Annotated in this window: 15 protein-coding genes; 11 read left to right on the forward strand and 4 right to left on the reverse strand. The window is 73.4% G+C overall.

Features of this window, described 5'->3' with window-relative positions; all coding sequences use genetic code 11:
* The first annotated feature begins 14 nt into the window (after positions 1-14).
* The 6 genes from ACZ52J_RS10515 (at position 15) to ACZ52J_RS10540 (ending at position 7,960) form a co-directional block, all read left to right on the forward strand.
* A complete protein-coding gene (locus ACZ52J_RS10515) occupies positions 15-662 on the forward strand; it encodes a PadR family transcriptional regulator (RefSeq protein ID WP_360500041.1) in 648 nt (215 codons plus the stop codon).
* A gap of 68 nt (positions 663-730) precedes the next feature.
* A complete protein-coding gene (locus ACZ52J_RS10520; protein ID WP_360500044.1) occupies positions 731-1,495 on the forward strand; it encodes an ABC transporter ATP-binding protein in 765 nt (254 codons plus the stop codon).
* Entirely contained in the window at positions 1,492-4,365 is a 2,874-nt protein-coding gene (locus ACZ52J_RS10525) for an FtsX-like permease family protein (RefSeq protein WP_465617483.1), read from the forward strand. The genes ACZ52J_RS10520 and ACZ52J_RS10525 overlap by 4 nt, the downstream gene beginning before the upstream one ends.
* 131 nt (positions 4,366-4,496) lie before the next feature.
* Positions 4,497-5,900: a dipeptidase gene (locus ACZ52J_RS10530; RefSeq protein WP_465617485.1), complete on the forward strand. Its 1,404-nt coding sequence runs from the start codon at positions 4,497-4,499 to the stop codon at positions 5,898-5,900.
* A gap of 69 nt (positions 5,901-5,969) precedes the next feature.
* Positions 5,970-6,911: an NAD(+) diphosphatase gene (nudC, locus tag ACZ52J_RS10535; protein WP_465617487.1), complete on the forward strand. Its 942-nt coding sequence runs from the start codon at positions 5,970-5,972 to the stop codon at positions 6,909-6,911.
* A gap of 209 nt (positions 6,912-7,120) precedes the next feature.
* The gene (locus ACZ52J_RS10540) at positions 7,121-7,960 is read left to right on the forward strand and encodes a GntR family transcriptional regulator (protein ID WP_465617489.1); all 840 of its coding nucleotides are present in this window, start codon (positions 7,121-7,123) and stop codon (positions 7,958-7,960) included.
* Positions 7,961-7,989: 29 nt separating this feature from the next.
* Here the strand turns inward: ACZ52J_RS10540 and ACZ52J_RS10545 are convergent, their stop codons facing one another.
* Entirely contained in the window at positions 7,990-8,247 is a 258-nt protein-coding gene (locus tag ACZ52J_RS10545) for a mycoredoxin (protein WP_030236313.1), read from the reverse strand.
* Between the two features lie 164 nt (positions 8,248-8,411).
* On the opposite strand from ACZ52J_RS10545, the gene ACZ52J_RS10550 reads away from it, so the two are divergent.
* From ACZ52J_RS10550 to ACZ52J_RS10565, 4 genes are all read left to right on the forward strand, one after another.
* Positions 8,412-10,679, forward strand: a complete 2,268-nt coding sequence (locus tag ACZ52J_RS10550) for an ATP-dependent DNA helicase UvrD2 (protein ID WP_465617492.1) — start codon at positions 8,412-8,414, stop codon at positions 10,677-10,679.
* A gap of 288 nt (positions 10,680-10,967) precedes the next feature.
* Positions 10,968-11,414 (forward strand): hypothetical protein, encoded by a 447-nt coding sequence (locus tag ACZ52J_RS10555; protein WP_360500058.1) that lies wholly within the window; start codon positions 10,968-10,970, stop codon positions 11,412-11,414.
* Between the two features lie 168 nt (positions 11,415-11,582).
* On the forward strand, positions 11,583-11,951 hold the full coding sequence (locus ACZ52J_RS10560) for a WhiB family transcriptional regulator (RefSeq protein WP_396287762.1): 369 nt from the start codon (positions 11,583-11,585) through the stop codon (positions 11,949-11,951).
* Positions 11,948-12,346, forward strand: coding sequence for a hypothetical protein (locus tag ACZ52J_RS10565; protein WP_465617495.1), 399 nt, complete (start codon positions 11,948-11,950; stop codon positions 12,344-12,346). The genes ACZ52J_RS10560 and ACZ52J_RS10565 overlap by 4 nt, the downstream gene beginning before the upstream one ends.
* Positions 12,347-12,459: 113 nt before the next feature.
* Here ACZ52J_RS10565 and ACZ52J_RS10570 read toward each other — a convergent pair whose 3' ends face one another.
* On the reverse strand, positions 12,460-13,908 hold the full coding sequence (locus tag ACZ52J_RS10570) for an ABC1 kinase family protein (protein ID WP_465617497.1): 1,449 nt from the start codon (positions 13,906-13,908) through the stop codon (positions 12,460-12,462).
* 199 nt (positions 13,909-14,107) lie between these two features.
* Positions 14,108-14,830: a TetR/AcrR family transcriptional regulator gene (locus ACZ52J_RS10575; protein ID WP_465617499.1), complete on the reverse strand. Its 723-nt coding sequence runs from the start codon at positions 14,828-14,830 to the stop codon at positions 14,108-14,110.
* A gap of 157 nt (positions 14,831-14,987) precedes the next feature.
* Here ACZ52J_RS10575 and ACZ52J_RS10580 point away from each other — a divergent pair, with 157 nt between their 5' ends.
* A complete protein-coding gene (locus ACZ52J_RS10580; RefSeq protein ID WP_465617501.1) occupies positions 14,988-16,514 on the forward strand; it encodes an MFS transporter in 1,527 nt (508 codons plus the stop codon).
* Between the two features lie 132 nt (positions 16,515-16,646).
* Here the strand turns inward: ACZ52J_RS10580 and ACZ52J_RS10585 are convergent, their stop codons facing one another.
* Complete coding sequence (locus ACZ52J_RS10585) at positions 16,647-17,735, reverse strand: TOMM precursor leader peptide-binding protein (RefSeq protein ID WP_465617502.1); 1,089 nt, start codon at positions 17,733-17,735, stop codon at positions 16,647-16,649.
* Positions 17,736-17,874: the final 139 nt, after the last annotated feature.

Below are 17,874 nucleotides of genomic sequence, written 5' to 3' on the forward strand. Positions count from 1 at the left end.
TATACATACTGAGTATGTCCATCCGTCACGGTCTGCTCGCCCTGCTCGACCAGGGCCCTCGCTACGGCTACCAACTGCGCACCGAGTTCGAGGCGCGCACCGGCGCCACCTGGCCACTCAACGTCGGGCAGGTCTACACCACGCTGTCCCGGCTGGAACGCGACGGCCTGGTCGAGCCCGCCGGGGAGGACGGGGAGGGCCACCAGTTCTACGCCGTCACCGAGGCCGGCCGCACCGAGCTGCGCGCCTGGTTCGACACCCCGGTACCCCGGACCAACCCGCCGCGCGACGAACTGGCGATCAAGCTCGCCATGGCCGTCACCGTCCCGGGGGTGGACGTCTCCGCCGTCGTCCAGGGGCAGCGCCGGCACAGCATCAAGGCGCTGCAGGACTACACCCGGCTCAAGGGCCGGGCCCTCGCCGGCGCCCCTCGGCCCGGTGAGGGGGGCCGGCCGGGCGCGGTGCCCTCGGCGAGCAACGACCTCGCCTGGCTGCTCGTCCTGGACCAGCTGATCTTCCAGACCGAAGCCGAGATCCGCTGGCTCGACCACTGCGAGACCCGGCTCGCCCAGCAGGCCGAACTCCTGCAGACCCGTACCGCCGAGGCCGCCCGCGACGGCGGTGCCGCACCCGCCAAACGCGGCCGCCGCCTGCGCACCTGAGCGCCCCGGCACCGAACCACCGGCCCGGGCCCCGACCCCGAGCCCACACCCAGTACTAGGGGGGAATCGTGTCCCACACCCAAGAGTCCCGGCAGGCGCCGGTGCTGCACCTGGAGGACGTCACCCGCGTCCACGGCCACGGCGCGGCCGAGGTCCAGGCCCTGCGCGGCGTCGACCTCAAGGTCCACCCCGGCGAGTTCGTCGCCGTCATGGGCCCCTCCGGCTCCGGCAAGTCGACCCTGCTGACGCTGGCCGGCGGCCTCGACAGCCCGAGCACCGGCCGGGTCCTGGTCGAGGGCGTCGCCCTCGGCGACCTCAACCGCAAGCGGCTCGCCCAGGTCCGCCGCCGCTCCGTCGGCTACGTGTTCCAGGACTACAACCTGATACCGGCCCTCACCGCCGCCGAGAACATCTCGCTGCCGCGCGAACTCGACGGCCTGTCGGCCCGTGCGGCCCGCCGCGAGGCCCTCGCCGCCCTGGAGGAACTCGGCATCCCCGAACTCGCCGACCGCTTCCCCGACGACATGTCCGGCGGCCAGCAGCAGCGGGTGGCCATCGCCCGCGCCCTGATCGGCGACCGCCGTCTGGTCCTCGCCGACGAACCCACCGGCGCGCTCGACTCCACCACCGGCGAGGCCGTCCTCGCCGTCCTGCGCGCCCGCTGCGACGCCGGCGCCGCCGCCATGATGGTCACCCACGAGGCCCGGCACGCCGCCTGGGCCGACCGCGTCGTCTTCCTGCGCGACGGCCGGATGGTCGACGAGTCCGTCAGCCAGGACGCCGCCAGCCTCCTGGTCAGCGCCGCCACCAACAGCATGAAGGTGGACGAGTGAAGCTCAGCGCCTGGCGGGTCGCCCTGCGCATCGCCCGCCGTGACGCCCTGCGCGCCAAGGGCCGCAGCGCCCTGGTCATCGCCATGGTCGCCCTGCCCGTCCTCGGTGTCACCGGCGCCGACGTGGTCTTCCGCAGCGCCGATCTCACGCCCGTCGAACACGCGGTACGGGTCATGGGCCAGGCCGCCGGCGCACTGGAGATGGTCGAACGCGGCTCCTCCGTCCAGCAGGCGCCCGACCCGGACACGGGGTTCACCATCCAGAACCCCAAGGACACCGCCAAGGACGGCGCCGCTCCCCAGGTCACCCCCGCGCAGCAGCGCGCCCTGGACACCGCACCCGCCGACCTGGCCCGGCAACTGCTCCCGGCCGGCGCCACCCTCGTGCCCGAACGGCAGGGCCCGTACACCGCGGCGAGCAGCACCGAGGGCCTGCTCAGCACCCGCGTCAGCGAGGCCGACCTGACCGACCCGGTCTGGAACGGCCGGATGAACCGGGTCAAGGGCCGCGCCCCCACGGGCGACCGCGAGGCCGCCGTCACCCCGGACTTCCTCAGGCGCTCCGGACTCAAGCTCGGCGACCGGACCGCCGTCCGCGGGCTGGAGGGCACCCCCTTCACGATCACCGGCGTCTACGAGTACCCCGGCGAACTGAACGGCACCGAACTCATCGCCCGCCCCGGCGCCGTCATCGACCAGCTCGCCAAGACCCCCGGCGCCACCCGCGGCCCGGCCGGCGGCACCGGTGAGCCCACCCGCTGGCTGGTCAAGCTCCCCGGCGGCGCCGGCCTCGACTGGCACAAGGTCACCGAACTCAACAAGTACGGCTTCAACCTCACCTCCCGCGCCGTCCTGATCGACCCGCCGGCCCGCGCCGACGTCCCGTACTACGTCGAACAGGACCGGCACCAGGTCGGCGACACCGCGTACTTCAACCAGACCGGCGTCGTCATCCTCGCCACCGTCGTCGGCATGGCCCTGCTGGAGATCGTCCTCCTCGCGGGCCCCGCCTTCGCCGTCGGGGCCCGGCGCTCCCGGCGGCAGCTGGGCCTGCTCGCCGCCGCCGGTGGTGAGCGCGCCAACGTCCGCGCCGTCGTCCTCGGCGGGGGCATCGTCCTCGGCGTCACCGGCGCTGTGGTCGGCCTCGGTCTCGGCGTCGGCCTGGCCGCGCTGCTGCGCACCCAGGCCGAGGAGTCCTCCGGTCGGCGCTTCGGCCACTTCGCCGTCCAGCCGCTCGACCTGTTCGGCGTGCTCCTGGTCGGCCTGGTCACCGGTCTGCTCGCGGCCGTCGTGCCCGCCGTCCAGGCCTCCCGCCAGGACGTCGTATCCGCGCTCACCGGCCGGGACTCGCTCAAGCCGCCGAGCCGCAAGCTCGCCGTGCTCGGCCTGGTGATGCTCGGCGGCGGTGCCGCCCTCGCGCTGTTCGGTGCCACCAGCGGCAACCGCAGCCTCGCCGTCCTCGGCGGCTCGGCCATCGCCGAACTCGGCATGGTCGCGCTCACGCCCTACCTGGTCGGCCTCTTCGGCCGGCTCGGCCGCTGGCTCTCGCTCGGCCCCCGGCTCGCCCTGCGCGACTCGGTGCGCCACCGCGGCCGCACCGCGCCCGCCGTCGCCGCCGTCATGGCCGCCGTAGCCGGCTCCGTCGCCGTCAGCGTCTACACCGCCAGCTTCGAGGAGCAGTACCGGCGCGAGTACGTCGCCCACGGTCCCGCCGGTGCCGTCCTGCTCGGCACCGGCTGGCTGTCCGCTGCCGACACCAAGCTGCTGCCGCAGATGCGCGAGGCCGTCGAACGCGGCATCCCCGACCTCGGCCCGCGCGCCGACGTCCAGAGCGTGCACTACAAGGAGAGCTGCTCCGACGACGGGGGGTGCGGCTACATCAGCGTCGAGGTGCCCAAGGAGATGCGCTGCCCCGTCACCGACACGGACCGCGCGTTCGGTCCCGGCGAGGTCGAGCGGATCCTGCAGACCGACAAGCGCTGCCAGACCAACAACCGCCGCGGCAGCCCCTACAGCCCGCTGTCGGCCGGCGACGCCACCCTGCTGCACAACCTCTACGGCGTCACCGACCCGGCCGCCGGCCAGGCCCTCGCGGCCGGCAAGGCCGTGGTCTTCGACGCCCGGTACCTCAAGGACGGCAAGGTCGCGCTGCAGTACACCGAACCGGTCTCCTTCAGCTCGTACACCGCGGGCGGCAGCGCCGACAAGAAGCCCGTCCGGCACGAGATCGCCGTCGACGCGGTCCTCGCGGACGCCGCGCTGCCCGCCCCCGGGCAGGCCGTGATCAGCCCGGACACCGCGGCCGCGCTCGGGTTCACCACCTCGGTGGCCGGCTCGGTCTGGCTGCCCGGCACCGTGCCCTCCGACGGCGCCCAGCAGAAGGCCGACGGCGCGCTCGCCAAGATCAGCGACCGCGACGTCCTCACCGTCGAGCGCGGCTATCAGTCCCAGGCCGATCTCGTCACTCTCGGCCTGAGCGTCTTCGCCGGCCTGGTCGCCCTGGGCGCCGCCGGCATCGCCACGGGACTGGCCGCCGCCGACTCCCAGCGCGACCTGACCACCCTCGCGGCGGTCGGCGCCGAGCCGCGCATCCGCCGCTCGCTGTCCGGCTTCCAGTGCGGCGTGATCGCCGCCATGGGCGCCCTGCTCGGCGTGGTCTGCGGCATCGTGCCGGGCGTGGCACTGCGCAAGGTCGAGGGAGCGGCGCGCAGCTACCCCGGCATGAGCCCGGAGGAGATCGCCAACGGCGCGACCGTGGTCTTCCCCTGGCTGACCATCGGAGCCACCGTCGTGGTGCTCCCGCTGCTCGCGGCCGGCCTGGCGGCGGTGCTCACCCGCTCGCGGATCACGATGCTGCGCCGCTCGGGCTGAGGCCCGCACCCCCTCCGTCACCCCCGTCCGCGCCCGTGCGCGGCGGGGGTGACGGAGGTTACAGCCCCGGGAACGCCCCTGAGCCGGAGGGCCGGGGCGGGCACCCGCACGGGCGAACTACAGTCGTCGGTATGACGAGTACCCCGGACAGCGTCGTCCGCTCCTACATCGACCGGCACCAGGCCGCCTTCCTCGAAGACCTCTCCGCGTGGCTGGCCATCCCGTCGGTCTCCGCCGACCCGGCCCGGGCCGGCGACGTGCGGCGCTCCGCCGAGTGGCTGGTCGGCAAGCTGCGCGACACCGGCTTCCCGGTCGCCGAGGTGTGGGAGACCGACGGCCTGCCGGCGGTGTTCGCCGAGTGGCCCTCCGGGGACGCGTCCGCGCCGACCGTCCTGGTCTACGGGCACCACGACGTGCAGCCCGCCGCCCAGGAGGACGGCTGGGACACCGAGCCGTTCACCCCGACCGTGGTCGGCGACCGGCTGTACGCGCGCGGCGCCGCCGACGACAAGGGCCAGGTGTTCTTCCACACCCTGGGCGTGCGGGCCCACCTGGCCGCGACCGGCCGCACCGCGCCGGCCGTCAACCTCAAGCTGCTGATCGAGGGTGAAGAGGAGTCCGGTTCGCCGAACTTCGCCGACCTGGTCCGCCGCGAGGCCGACCGGCTGGCCGCCGACGTGGTCGTCATCTCCGACACCGGCATGTGGTCCGCGTCCACGCCGACCGTCTGCACCGGCATGCGCGGCCTCGCCGACGCCCAGATCGACCTGTACGGGCCGGACACCGACATCCACTCCGGTTCCTTCGGCGGCGCCGTCCCCAACCCCGCCCAGGTCGCGGCCGAGCTGGCCGCCGCCCTGCACGACGCAGACCGCAAGGTGGCGGTCCCGGGCTTCTACGACGGCGTGATCGAGCTGACCGACCGCGAGCGCGAGCTGTTCGCCGAGCTGCCGTTCGACGAGGAGCAGTGGCTGGAGGTCGCCAAGTCGTCCGGCACCCGCGGCGAGGCCGGCTACTCCACCCTGGAGCGGATCTGGGCCCGCCCGACCGCCGAGGTCAACGGGATCTGGGGCGGCTACACCGGCCCCGGCGGCAAGACCATCGTCCCCGCGTCGGCGCACCTCAAGCTGTCCTTCCGGCTGGTCGCCGGGCAGGAGGTGGAGAAGGTCCGCGAGGCGGTGCGGTCCTGGGTGGCCGAGCGGGTGCCCGCGGGCGTCCGGTACGAGTTGGTCTTCCCGGGCGCGACCCGGCCCTGCCTGACCCCGCTGGACCACCCGGCGCTGCAGTCCACCGTCCGCGCGATGGGGCGGGCCTTCGGGCAGAAGATCCTCTTCACCCGCGAGGGCGGCTCCGGCCCCGCCGCCGACCTGCAGGACGTGCTGGGCGCGCCGGTGCTGTTCCTCGGCATCTCGGTGCCCTCGGACGGCTGGCACTCGGTCAACGAGAAGGTCGAACTCGACCTGCTGGCCAAGGGCGTGGAGACGGCCGCGTACCTGTGGGGCGACCTGGCCGAGAACTTCCGGCCCGGCGCGTGAGCGAGGGGCCGCGCACCGAGGCTGTCAGATCACTCATTCGGATGATTCACCACGTGGGGATGGAACGACGTGAGCACCGTGCCTGAGACCGAGCGCCCGCTGCACCTGGTACTGGCCCGGGCCGGGGTGGACCGGGCGGCCGAGCACCGGTTCGACGAGCCCTGGCTGGCGGCGGCCTGGAGCCACCCGAACACCCGGGTGCTGCCGATCGCCGGCGGCGAGGCGTTCGTCGTCGACACCGCGCAGGGCACCGAACTGGTGCTGCTGCCCTCCTTCGAGGCGCCGCAGGGCGGCGACCGGTACTTCCTCGGCACCGACCGGGACGGCGTCTCGTACTTCGCGCTGGCCGGCGAGAGCCTGCCCGGGCGCCTGGACGGCGACGCCCGTCCGGCCGGGCTGCGCGAGGTCGGCGGGCTGCTGTCCGACCGCGACGCCGGGCTGCTGGTGCACGCCGTCGCGCTGGAGCACTGGCACCGGCTGCACAGCTTCTGCTCGCGCTGCGGGCACCCGACCGAGAAGGCCGGCGCCGGGCACGTGCGGCGCTGCACCTCCTGCGCGGCCGAGCACTACCCGCGCACCGACCCGGCGGTGATCATGGTGATCACCGACGAGGAGGACCGCTGCCTGCTCGGCCGTCAGGCGCTGTGGCCGGAGGGCCGCTGGTCGACCCTGGCCGGCTTCGTCGAGCCGGGGGAGTCCATCGAGCAGGCGGTGGCCCGCGAGGTGCACGAGGAGGCGGGTGTGCAGGTCGGCGAGGTGCACTACGTCGCCAGCCAGCCGTGGCCGTTCCCGTCCAGCCTGATGCTCGGCTTCACGGGCAAGGCGCTGCCGGGCGGCACCGAGATCACCGTGGACGGCGAGGAGCTGGCCGAGGCGCGCTGGTTCTCCCGCGAGGAGCTGCGGGCCGGGATGGAGGCGGGCGAGATCCTGCCACCGTCCGGCATCTCGATCGCGCGGCACCTGGTCGAGCTCTGGTACGGCGAGCCGCTGCCGTCGGCGGCGCGCTGGTAATTCCGTACGAAAAGGGGGCGTGCGGCCAATGCCGCGCGCCCCCTTTTTTCTTTCCGATCCCTTTCCGGATTCCTCACAACCGGATGTTCGTATCCGGACGGGCCAGGTCTGCTACCGGAAGGCGCCTGCGGATCCCCGTCGTCAACCCGCACGGACGACATTGCCGGAAACGGCTGAAACCGTGTCACCGAGCTCGCTACATTCACTCGGTGACAATCCCCCGGGGCACCGCCCAATCCCCCAAATACCAGCGCCTCGCCGCCGACCTGCGCCGTCGGATCGCCGAGGGCGAGTTCACCGCCGACGCCGCCCTGCCGGTCGAGAGCGAACTGGAGCGCCAGTACGGCGTCGCCCGCAACACCGTCCGCCTCGCCGTCGACGTCCTGGTCAACGAGGGCCGGCTGGTCCGGCTCCAGGGCAAGGGCACCTACCTGCGCGAACACCCGGTCCTGGACCACCACGCCTACGGACCCACGCCGGCCCCCGCGCCGCGCGACTGCCTGGCCGGGCCCTCCGACGTCTACCTCGGCGAGGCCGCCGAAGCCGGGCGCGAACTCAGCACCGACTTCGAGATGATGATCGTCCGGGCCCGGGTCGACATCGCCGAACGGCTCGGACTGCGCCCCGGCGAGGCCATCGTGGTCCGCCGCCAGCTGCGGCTGCTCGACCGCGAGCCGTACTCCATCGAGGAGAGCCACTACCGGGCCGGCCTGGCCGCCGGCACCCCGCTGATGGAACCCGACCCCGTCGAGGGCGGCGACGAGGCCGTGCTCGCCACCCTCGGACGCACCGAGATCGGTGCCGTCGACCACCTCGTCGCCCGGATGCCCGGCCCCGAGGAGGCCCAGTGGTTCCAGGGCGGCCCCGGCGTGCCGCTCGTGGTGCAGACCCGCGTCACCTACGACCGGCGCGGGCCCGTCCGGGTCATCGAGACCCGCTACTCGGCCGACCGCAGCCGGCTCGTCTACGGCGTCGGCGACCTCGGCGCGCGCACCACCCTGCCCGCGCCCGCCGCGCCCGTCGACCCCGCCCGGGCCGACGCGACGTGACGCGCGCCGGCCCGGGCGACCCGGCCGGATCAGGCCGCCAGGGCCTTCTTGACCTGCAACAGGCTCGGGTTGGTCATCACGACCCGCTCGCCGCCGCCCACCGGCGTCACCAGCACCGTCGGCACCGTCTGGTTGCCGTTGTTCACGGACTCGACGAAGGACGCCGAGGCCGGGTCCTCCTCGATGTTGATCTCGGTGTAGCCGATGCCTTCACGGTCCAACTGGCTCTTGAGTCGGTTGCAGTACCCACACCAGGTCGTGCTGTACATCGTCACGGTGCCGGACATCGAGGGGGCTCCTTCGAAAGAGAGGTGCGTACGGTCTCCGGAGGGAACGTTCACCGGACGACGGGCATTCCGGACCGCCATCGACCGCACTGCGGAGTGATCATCCTGCGATCACACCGGGCCTGTGGACAACCCCGCCCCCGTTGTCCCACCGGGCTGAGAAGATGGAACGCATGCAGGAAGACCTCTTGAGCGGCAGCCCGTACGACGCCCCCCACGGCTCCCCCTGGGCCGACCCCGGCGCCGCGACGGGCCCCGACGCCGTGCTCGCCGGGCTCGACCCCGAGCAGCGCGCCGTCGCCACCGCCCTGCAGGGCCCGGTCTGCGTCCTCGCCGGCGCCGGCACGGGCAAGACCCGCGCCATCACGCACCGCATCGCGTACGGCGTGCGCAGCGGCGTCTACCACCCCCAGCAGGTCCTCGCCGTCACCTTCACCGCCCGCGCCGCCGGCGAGATGCGCGGCCGCCTGCGCCAGCTCGGCGCCGAGGGCGTCCAGGCCCGCACCTTCCACGCCGCCGCCCTGCGCCAGCTCCAGTACTTCTGGCCCCGCGCCGTCGGCGGCCCGGTCCCCCAGCTCCTCGAGCGCAAGGTCCAGCTCGTCGCCGAGGCCGCCGGCCGCTGCGGCCTGCGCGTCCAGCGCACCGAACTGCGCGACCTCACTGCCGAGATCGAATGGGCCAAGGTCACCCAGATCAGCCCCGAGGACTACCCCGTCGCCGTCGCCAAGTCCGGCCGCGAAGCCCCCCGCGACCCGGCCGAGACCGCCCAGGTCTACCGCGTCTACGAGGAGACCAAGAGCCGCCGCGGCAACATCGACTTCGAGGACGTCCTGCTCCTCACCGCCGCCATCCTGGAGGACCGCCCGGACATCGCCGACCAGGTCCGCTCCCAGTACCGGCACTTCACCGTCGACGAGTACCAGGACGTCTCCCCGCTCCAGCAGCGCCTGCTCGACCAGTGGACCGGCCCCGACGGCGGCGCCAGCCTCTGCGTCGTCGGTGACGCCAGCCAGACCATCTACTCCTTCACCGGCGCCACCCCCGACTACCTGCTGAACTTCCGCGGCCGTCACCCCGAGGCCACGGTCGTCAAACTCGTCCGCGACTACCGCTCCACCCCGCAGGTGGTCCACCTCGCCAACGGACTGCTCGCCCAGGCCCGCGGCGAAGCCGCCCGCCACCGCCTCGAACTCGTCTCCCAGCGCGAAGCCGGCCCCGAACCCGTCTACACCGAGTACGAGGACGAACCCACCGAGGCCGAGACCACCGCCCGCCGGATCAAGGACCTCCTGGCCACCGGCGTGCGCGCCAGCGAGATCGCCGTCCTCTTCCGCACCAACGGCCAGTCCGAGGTCTACGAGCAGGCCCTCGCCGACCTCGGCGTCCCCTACCAGCTCAAGGGCGCCGAACGGTTCTTCGAGCGCCCCGAGGTCCGCGACGCCGGAGTCCTGCTGCGCGGCGCCGCCCGCGCCGCCTCCGACCCGCTCACCGACGGCGCCCCCGACCTCGCCGGACAGGTCCGCGCCGTCCTCGCGACCCGCGGCTTCACCCCCGAGCCCCCGGCCGGCTCCGGCGCCGTCCGCGACCGCTGGGAGTCCCTCGCCGCCCTCGTCCGCCTCGCCGAGGAGTTCGAGCGCACCCGCACCGCCGCCGGCCAGGGCACCGACCTCGCCGCCTACGTCACCGAACTCGACGCCCGCGCCGCCGCCCAGCACGCCCCCGCCGTCGAGGGCGTCACCCTCGCCTCCCTGCACGCCGCCAAGGGCCTCGAGTGGGACGCCGTCTTCCTCGTCGGCCTCACCGAGGGCACCCTGCCGATCATCTATGCCAAGACCGACGAGCAGGTCGAGGAGGAACGCCGTCTGCTCTACGTCGGCGTCACCCGCGCCCGCAAGCACCTCAGCCTCTCCTGGGCCCTCTCCCGCTCCCCGGGCGGCCGGGCCAGCCGCAAGCCCAGCCGCTTCCTCGACGGGTTGCGGCCGGGCTCCTCCGCACCCGGCGCGCGGACCGGCGCGCGTGGCGGTCGCGGGGGCGTCGAGCCCGGCGAGCGCTCCGCCGCCCGGCGGGTCCGCGGACCGGTCACGTGCCGGGTCTGCGACCGGGTGCTCACCGAGGCCGTCGAACGCAAGCTGCGCCGCTGCGAGAGCTGCCCGTCCACGATGGACGAGGGGCTCTACGAGCGGCTGCGCGAGTGGCGGGCCCGGCAGGCCAAGGAGCAGGGCGCCCCGGCCTACGTGGTGTTCACCGACGCGACGCTGATGGCGATCGCCGAGGACGTGCCCGCCAGCCGCGGGGAACTGGCCTCGATCTCGGGGGTCGGCGCGATGAAGCTGGACAAGTACGGGGCCGCCGTGCTCTCGTTGTGTGCGGGGGAGGAGCCCGAGGAGGATCCGGACGGCGTCGAGGACGACGGTTCGGTCGATCCGGCGTGAGCCGGCACGGGCGCGGTCCAGGGGACTGCTCGGGGGACTTCGAAACCGGCTGCGGAGCGCGCCGTGGAACTCACCGCGAAAAATAGTTTGCGCGGCGTACCGGGAGCGCAATAGCCTGCCGGGGCGGTCAAGGGGACGCGATCGCACGGGGTGACACCTGTGCCGGTTCCCCTGCACCCACAGCTTCACTGCTTCACTGCTTTACCGAGACAGACATCCGAACATTCGGAGCCGGGGAAACCTGGCTCCGCGAGACGCCGAGAGGAGGCGAGCACAGTGGGAAACATCATGATCACCAAAATGACTGGCCAGACCGTTGTCGCTGCCTCCCTGCGTGCCGCCCGTCTGCGGGCGCTCGCCGAGCTCGGTGGAACCGGTCTGGGTCTCGACACCACCGGTGTCTCCGTCATCTCCGCTGTCAGTGGTCTCGGACACACTGATCTGTGCCTCACGGGCAGCAGGAGCATCGAAGGCGCCGTCGTCGAGACCGGTCTGTCCCGTGACTGGGCGCCGGTCGGCACGTCGCGCTCCCCGCGCGATGAGCGACCGACCCAGGCACCGAAGGCAGCCGTAGCCGCCGCCCTGCATGGCGGCTATGCGCAGGTCATCGGTGCCGGAAACCCCCAGAAGCAGAACGAGCAGCAGATCAACCAGGCCATGGCCGCCTTCAACGGCGCCAAGGCCATCCGGATGCGGGCCTTCCGCGGGCCTGAACCCTGGAGAGAACGAACCTGAGTCAGCCTCAGGTCGGCACCTCCAGGGCCGCGGAACCCGTCACCACCGGGATCCGCGGCCCTTCTGTTTTGTCCGGTACGCAAGACCACCCAGGCCCTCCGGGGCCTCCGGCCCAGCACCACCAGTCGACTGGGCCGGAACCACTGAGAAGACGAGGAAGACGCCACAGTGTCCACGGTCATCACACCGCCCACCCCGTCCGTACCGCCGACAAGCCAGATCACCAAGGCCGACCAGGCCGACCCCCCGGAGGTTCTTTCCATGCAGATCACCTCGATCGAGCAGGCCGAAGCGCTCGGTCTCCCCATCCCGTGCCGCGCCTTCGACCCCGAGGTCTTCTTCGCCGAGACGCCCGCCGACGTCGAGTACGCGAAGTCCCTCTGTGGTACCTGCCCGGTGAAGGACTCCTGCCTGACCGGCGCCCTCGAGCGGCGTGAGCCGTGGGGCGTCTGGGGCGGCGAGCTGTTCGTCCAGGGTGTCGTCGTGGCCCGCAAGCGGCCGCGTGGCCGCCCGCGCAAGACCGAGGTCATGGCGTGAACCCCGCCGACCAGGCCAGGGTCGTCCGCCGGGGAGAGCAGCCCCCGCTGGACAGCGCCCTCCGCCGATCCGTGCGGATCGCCGCCGCCAAGGCCGACGCCGCAGCCCGTACCCCGTTCCCGAGCACGCACCCCGAGCAGGACCACGACATGAACCCCGCCGCCGTCGATCCCACCGCCCGCGCCGAGCAGGCCACCGAACGTCAGACCCAGAACAGGATCCTCGAAATGCAACTCCTCCACGAATCCCTGGCCCGAGCCCATATGCAAGACAGGCTCCACGAGGCCGAGAACCAACGGCTCGTCAGCCGGGTCGTCCGGGCCCACAAGCTCAGGCAGCGGGCCGAGCGGGCCTCGCTGCGGGCCCGCAAGGCCCTCGCCGTGGCGCTGATGTAGTGCCAGCGGGCCCTCGGGCCCTTTCGCTTGACCCCCGTCGTGCCGCAGGCCGCTCCCCGAAGTGGGGAGCGGCCTGCGGCCGTTGGGGCCGGCGGCGGGGCCGGCGCGTTCCGTCAGCTCTTCGGGACGCGGGGGGAGCCGGTGCTCTTGCGGGCCTTCGGCTTCTCCGGAACCAGCGGCTTTTCCGGCTTTTCCGTCTTCTCCGGTCGCTGCGGCCGTCGCGGCCGGACCGCCCGGTCGGCGAACTCGGGCAGCCACTCCAGCATCTCCGCGCGGAACGGCGCCTTGGCGCCCAGCTGGCAAAGCACACCGATGGTGCTCAGCGTCACCCGGTGGATCAGCAGGTAGGCGGGCGGCAGGTTGAGCTGCTTGCCCAGGTTGTAGGCGGGCGAGCGCGGATCGGCGATCCGGGCCGCCTGGGCACGCATCCACGCCCGGGTGAAGTGGAAGTTCTCCACCGCGGCCGGCTCGATGATCGGCAGCAGGTAGTCCAGCACCGCGTCCGCGTCCAGCCGGATCGAGGGCTTCACGAAGCCCTCCTCGCGCAGCATCTTCAGGACGCCCGCCGCGTCCCCGTCCAGCGCCATCCGCAGCGAGGCCCCGATCGGCGCGGGCAGGCCGCCCGGCAGCCGGTCCACCGTGCCGAAGTCCAGCACGCCCAGCCGCCAGCCGGACACCGGGCCGTCGTCCTTCAGCAGCCGGAAGTTGCCCGGGTGCGGGTCCGCGTGCAGCAGGCCGGTCCGGGACGGGCCGGCGAACAGGAACCGGGCCAGCAGCTGCCCGGCGCGGTCGCGCTCCTCCTGGGTGCCGCGCGCGATCACCTCGGCCAGCGGGGTGCCGTCCATCCACTCGGTGACCAGCACCTGGTCGGCCTGCGCCACCACGCCCGGCACCACGATGTCCGGGTCGCCGGCGAACTCCTCGGCGTGCCGGCGCTGGGCCTGCGACTCCAGCTCGTAGTCCAGCTCCTCCGAGACCCGCTCGCGCAGTTCGGCGATCAGCGGCTTGATGTCCAGCCCCGGGATCAGCGGGCCCAGCAGCCAGGCCACCCGGCTCAGCTGCGACAGGTCCGCGAGCAGCGCGTCGCCCGCGCCCGGGTACTGCACCTTGACCGCGACCCGGCGGCCGTCGTGCCAGACCGCCCGGTGCACCTGGCCGATCGAGGCCGCGGCCGCGGGCCGGTCGTCGAACTCCCGGAACAGCTCGCGCCAGTCGTCCCCGAGCCGCTGGGCGAGCGCGGTGTGCACCTTGGCGGCGGGCATCGGGGGAGCGGCGTCCTGCAGCTTGGTGAGCGCCGCCCGGTACGGACCGGCGACCTCCTCCGGCAGTGCGGCCTCGAAGACGGACAGCACCTGCCCGAACTTCATCGCCCCGCCCTTGAGCTCGCCGAGGACCTTGAACAGCTGGTCGGCGGTGGCCTGTTGCAGCTCGGCGGTGACCACCTCGGCGGAGCGGCCGCCGATCCGCCTGCCCAGGCCGAGCGTGGCGCGACCGGCTATCCCCAGCGGCAGGGCGGCGAGCCGTGCCGTGCGGGTCACTGCCTTGCGCGGAAGATCGCTCACCCCTGGCCTCCAATCCCTGGCCCCCCGACACCGGACGGCCGACCATCACTACGCCATTGTGCCCGCTCCCCGCGCCGCGCCCGCCGGAATTCCGCGAGGTGGGGCGGGGAGCGCCATCCCTTTGCGGGGAGTTGGGCGGCTTGGTCCGGTCGGCCGGGGTCGGCCGGGGTGGGCCGGGCAGGCCGAGGGGCGGCCGGGGTCAGCGGGGCAGGCGCAGGGCGAGGCCGTCCAGGACGACCTCCAGGCCGTAGGCGAACTTGGCGTTGCGGACCTCGGCCGGGTCGGTGAGCGCGGCGGCGGCCGCGTAGGCGTCGGCGAGATGGGCGTAGTCGGCGCTGGCCTGCTGGGCGGCGGGCATCAGGCGGGCGATGAAGTCGGCCTCGCTCTCCCCGGAGCGGGCGACGGTGGTGAGCCAGGCCGCCTCGGTCGTGCTCATCCCGACGACGTAGGAGATGAGCGTGTCGATCGCCCGGACCGGCTCGGGGAAACCGACGGCGGCGAAGAAGGCGGTCAGCCGCTCGCCGTAGGACGCCAGGTTGGGGCCGAGGTAGGCGAGGCCGGCCTGGCCCAGCACGGAGGACAGCCAGGGGTGGCGCAGGGCCGTCGTCCGGAAGGCCTCGGCGGCCTCGGTGGCGGCGGCCCGCCAGTCGGGGCTGTCGGCGGGCGGCAGGGCCATCTCGCCGAAGACCTCGTCCACCGCGAGTTCCATCAGCTCGTCCTTGGTCGCGACGTGCCGGTAGAGGGAGGTGGCGCCCGCGTTGAGGCGGGTGGCGAGCTTGCGCATGCTCAGGGCCTCGGTGCCGTCGGCGTCCAGCATGGTGATCGCCTCGCGCACGATCGAGGCCCGGCTGAGGGCGGGCTGGTCGGGCTCGCGCTGTTGGCGGGCCCACACGGACGGGATCGGGTTCGTTCGGGCGGCCATGGGCTGCTCCTCCTCCTACGTGCTGCGTACACCGTTCGCATCGAGCGTACAGGAGTCAGTGGTTGCGCACACTGTTCCGCCATGCGTACAGTGTTCGCATCGACGGAACGCAGTGCGCACCGAAGGAACGGTGTGCGCGATTGGGGAGGGGAAGCTGATGTCAGCCGACAACGTGACCGAGGCCGGGGGCCGCAACCCGCACCGCTGGTGGATCCTGATCGTGCTCTGCCTGAGCTCGCTCGTGCTGGTGATCGACAGCATGGCCCTGACCGTCGCGGTCCCCTCGATGACCACCGACCTCGGCGCGAGTGCCCAGGACACCCAGTGGATCCTCGACTCCTACGTCCTGGTCTTCGCCGGCCTGCTGCTCACCTCCGGCAGCCTCGGCGACCGCTTCGGCCGCCGGAAGGTCATGATCATCGGATTGCTGCTCTTCGGAGCGGCCTCGCTCGCCGCGACCTTCTGCGCCAGCCCTGCCGAGGTCATCGTCGCCCGGATCGCGATGGGCGTCGGCGGCGCGCTGATCATGCCCTCGACGCTGTCGATCCTCATCACCGTCTTCGACGGGGACGAGCGCAACAAGGCGATGGCCGCCTGGGGTTCGGTCTCGATGCTGGGGCTGGTCGGCAGCCCGGTGCTCGGCGGCGTGCTGATCGCCCACTTCTCGTGGCACTCGATCTTCTTCATCAACGTCCCGGTGGTGGCGCTGGCGATCCTGGCGGGCCTGCTGCTGATGCCGGAGTCCAAGGGGCCGTGGCAGAAGCCCGACCCGCTGGGCGCGGTGCTGTCGGCCGTCGGCATGACCGCCCTGATCTGGTGGATCATCGAGATCCCGCAGCACGGCGCGTTCGCAGGCCGGGCGCTGGTCACCCTGGTCGTCGCGGTGGCCGCGCTCGTCGGGTTCGTGGTGTGGGAGAACGTCACCGCCGCGCCGATGGTGCCGCTGGCGCTCTTCAAGGCCCGCAACTTCAGCGGGGGTTCGCTGTCGCTGACCCTGGTCCAGATCGGCAACGGCGGGCTGCTGCTGGTGCTCACCCAGTACCTCCAGTTCGTGCTCGGGTACTCGCCGGTCAAGGCGGGCCTCGCGTTCCTGCCGCTGGCCGTCGCGGCACTGCTCGGCAACGGGTTCGGCGCCAAGTTCGCGGCGAAGTTCGGCAACCGGCTGCTGATCCTCGCCGGGATGCTCGTCATGGCCTCCTCGTTCGCGCTGCTGACCACCGTCTCGGCCGACACCGGCTTCGCCGTCCCGTCGGTGGCGCTCGGTCTGCTCGGCCTCGGGGCGGGCCTGGCGATGCCGGCCGCGGTGGGCGCGCTGATGGGGACGATCCCGGCGGAGCAGGCCGGCGTCGGCTCGGCGCTGAACGACACCATCCAGCAGGCGGGCACCGCGCTCGGCATCGCGATCCTGGGCTCGCTGCTGTCGAGCGGCTTCGCGAACGGGATGCCGGCCGGGACGCCGGAGCAGGCGAAGCACTCCATCGCCGGGGCGCTGGCGATCGCCAACGGGGACTCCGGGCTCGTCCGGACCGCCCGGGAGGCCTTCACCGGGGCGATGACGACCACCTTCACGGTCAGCGCGATCGGTGTGCTGGCGGCGGCGCTGGTGGCCACGCTGGTGATGCGGGACCGGAAGGCGGAGGCCGGGGCCGAGGAGAACACCGAGGAGGCGGTGGTCGCCGCCTGAGTCCCGGTCGGACGGAGTCCGGTCGGCGCGTGCACCGGGAAGGCCGGCACCTGCGGGGTGCCGGCCTCCGGCGCTCTTCGGCGTTCTTCGGCGCTGTGACTCGGCCCCTCGACCCCTCAGCCCGGCGGCCCCTCAGCCCGGTGGCAGCGGTTGCCACAGGCACCCGCAGTCCGGGTGCCCCCGCAGCCGCAGCCGCCGGGCCATCCCGTCACCCGCCGACACCTCGCACCACCCGTCCACACTCGGCGGCCGGCCACCGTCCAGGTACACCTGCACCTGCAGCGCGGCCAGTCCGGCGACCGCCGTGGCCAGGGCCGTGTCGCAGGCCGGCGTACGGGCGCGGCCCGGGCCCTCGTGGGCCAGCTGGGCCAGGACCCGAGGCCAGGCCGCGTCCTCGTCCTCCCTGCGCAGCACCAGGCAGTGCCCGCACGCCGACATCCCGGGGATCACCAGCGGCCCGACGACGCCGAACTCCTCGACCACGCCCACGTACAGGTGCGGCACCCCGGCCCGGAGCAGCAGCCGGGCCTCGTACGTCCCGCCCGCGAAGGCGGCGCTGCCGTCCCGGGGCGCGAGGACCACGAAGTCCGGTGGCGGGTCGCCGGGCCCGCGGCGCGGTGCCGGAGCCGGCGGACGGCCCGCGGCGCGCTGCACCGCCTCCCGGGCCGCCGTCGAGCGCAGCCGCCCGACGTCCCCGGGCGGCAGCCCCGCCGGGGAGCAGTCGCCCGGCGTGACCCGGCCGCCGTCCACGACGGTGACCGTGCCCGTGCCGCCGGCGGCGAGCACCGCCGCCACGGCGGCACCGACCCGGCCCGCGCCGCGTACCTCGATCCGCGCGTCGGCCCGTCGGGCCAGGATCGCCGGTGCGGCGCCCGGGCCGGAGTGGACCAGGGAGAGCGAGGCGAGGTCGGGCCCGAGCAGCTCCCGGTGCGGCTGGGGGAAGCGGGCCAGTGTCCGGTCGGCGGCCTCCGCGTCGTCCAGCAGCCCGGTCTCCGCCAGCTCGGTCAGCAGGGTGTCGGTCGGCTCGCGGCCGAGGCCGATCCGCTCGCCGGCCGCCAGGAGTTCGGGCCGGTCGCGCGTGCCGTCGAGCAGCCCGAGGAACTCGCACAGGGTCGGGTCGGCATTGCCGAGCACCCCCGCGTGGCGGGTGACGGTGCCGAACTGCAGGGTCTCGGAGTCCCGCCAACTGCGGGACAGGGCGGGCTTCAGTGCGAGGCGCACGGCGATCTTCCTCCCGATCGTTTCCGGACGGCTGACCGCAGCATGCCCCATCGGGCCGACGGGGCGTCGAAGGTTTTCCACAGGTCCGTGCACATGATCGGACCAGCGGTTCGCACGCCCTGTGGATAACCGGCCATCC

Source organism: Kitasatospora sp. NPDC034035 (genome assembly GCF_055575755.1).

What these genes read in the sequence shown, in the direction of transcription:
- ACZ52J_RS10515 (WP_360500041.1), top strand. Translation starts at nt 15, where the DNA reads ATGTCCATCCGTCACGGTCTGCTCGCCCTGCTCGACCAGGGCCCTCGC.
- ACZ52J_RS10530 (WP_465617485.1), top strand. Translation starts at nt 4,497, where the DNA reads ATGACGAGTACCCCGGACAGCGTCGTCCGCTCCTACATCGACCGGCAC.
- ACZ52J_RS10545 (WP_030236313.1), bottom strand. Translation starts at nt 8,247, where the DNA reads ATGTCCGGCACCGTGACGATGTACAGCACGACCTGGTGTGGGTACTGC.
- ACZ52J_RS10550 (WP_465617492.1), top strand. Translation starts at nt 8,412, where the DNA reads ATGGAACGCATGCAGGAAGACCTCTTGAGCGGCAGCCCGTACGACGCC.
- ACZ52J_RS10555 (WP_360500058.1), top strand. Translation starts at nt 10,968, where the DNA reads ATGATCACCAAAATGACTGGCCAGACCGTTGTCGCTGCCTCCCTGCGT.
- ACZ52J_RS10575 (WP_465617499.1), bottom strand. Translation starts at nt 14,830, where the DNA reads ATGGCCGCCCGAACGAACCCGATCCCGTCCGTGTGGGCCCGCCAACAG.
- ACZ52J_RS10580 (WP_465617501.1), top strand. Translation starts at nt 14,988, where the DNA reads ATGTCAGCCGACAACGTGACCGAGGCCGGGGGCCGCAACCCGCACCGC.